The sequence below is a fragment of the Myceligenerans indicum genome, from assembly GCF_016742955.1.
In the GTDB taxonomy this organism is placed as follows: domain Bacteria; phylum Actinomycetota; class Actinomycetes; order Actinomycetales; family Cellulomonadaceae; genus Myceligenerans; species Myceligenerans indicum.
On sequence record NZ_JABBYC010000120.1, the window covers coordinates 1 to 1,419 of the forward strand.

1 protein-coding gene is annotated in these 1,419 nt (G+C 69.8%); it reads right to left on the minus strand.

Annotated features, from left to right (window positions below):
* Positions 1-50: 50 nt before the first annotated feature.
* Complete coding sequence (locus tag HGK34_RS22165) at positions 51-1,229, minus strand: acyltransferase family protein (protein ID WP_201851581.1); 1,179 nt, start codon at positions 1,227-1,229, stop codon at positions 51-53.
* Positions 1,230-1,419: the final 190 nt, after the last annotated feature.

Here is a 1,419-nt window from a genome sequence, read left to right on the forward strand (position 1 = left end):
AGATGTGTATAAGAGACAGGTGGTGTGCGGGCCGGCTCCCGGGGGCCGCGTCAGGCGGGTTCTCTGACGTCGTCGGCGTGGCCGGTCGTGCCGGTTGTGCGGCGCGGCCGGGCGAACCGGTCCATCATGGGCTTCTCGACCAGTGCGTGCAGGGCCCACCCGCCTGCCAGGGTCAGGGCGAGGACGCCGGCGACGACGGCGAGGGCGACGGGTGCCGGGTAGGTTGCGTTGCCCATCATGTGGCGCACCCAGAAGATCGTGACCCCTTGGCACAGGTAGAACCCGAACGACGTGTCGCCCAGCCACTGCATCGGGCCGGAGCGCAGGAAGGTGTGCCGTCCGGCGGCGTCGTCGGCCGCGGCCGTGGCCACGAGCAGGGCGATCGGGATGATGGTGGCCACGTTGAACACCCAGACCAGGGGCAGCAGGTTGGCTGCCGCGTAGCCGGCGACGCACGCGGCCAGCACCTGCCAGCGGCGTACGGCCGGCCAGCGGTGTTCCAGGACGATGCGGGCGAGGACCGCTCCGAGCAGGAACTCGAGCAGGCGTGAGGGCGGGAAGATGTAGCCGAACCAGAACTGGTACGGGGACAGGTGGGTGAACGGGTTCTGCGGCATGTCGGGCACCACGGTGAGGACGGCGACCTGGAGCAGCACCATCCCCGCCAGGACCAGACCTGCCCAGAGCCACAGGGCACCGGCCGGGATCCGCCGGATGCCGCGGATCAGGAGCGGGAACAGCAGGTAGAACAGCAGTTCCGCGCACAGCGTCCAGGACGGGGAGTTGACCGCGACGCTGACCGTGCCGTCCGGTGAGTAGGCGCTCAGCAGGAAGAGGTTGAGCACCCACGCGTGCACCGGCGTGACCGCGGCCGCGTACAGCAGCATCACCAGTGCCCACATCACGAGGTGGTTCGGGAAGATCTTCACGATGCGACGCCGCCAGAAGGACAGGACGCCGTCCCCGGGGCGGGCCGACCAGGTGAGCACGAATCCGCTGAGGACGAAGAAGAAGGAGACGCCGATGAATCCGGTGGCGATGAACAGCCGCTCGGTGAGCGCGGCGATCCCCGGGTTCGCGAACGGGTTGATCGGTCCGTGCGGCGCGATCGGGGAGGTCGACAGCGTGATGTGGAAGCCGAAGACCAGCAGGGCCGCGAAGAACCGCAGGCCGGTCAGGGACGGCAGTCGCGGCGGGGACGTCCGGGCGGGTGGCTCGGTCCTCGTCATCGCCGTTCCTCGCCCACGGTGTGGAGGGGCGCGACGTCGAGACCAGCGATGTGGAGACCAGCGATGTCGGGGAGAGACGGCCGGCGCCGGGTCGCGGGCCGGCCGGGCCGGCCGGAGGAGCTAGGGGAGCCGGGGGAGCCAGGGGCTGTCTCTTATACACATCTCCGAGCCCACGAGACGGAGCTACATC

Bases quoted from the DNA above. Each gene is read 5' to 3' on its own strand.
- HGK34_RS22165 (WP_201851581.1), bottom strand. From the start codon at position 1,229: ATGACGAGGACCGAGCCACCCGCCCGGACGTCCCCGCCGCGACTGCCG.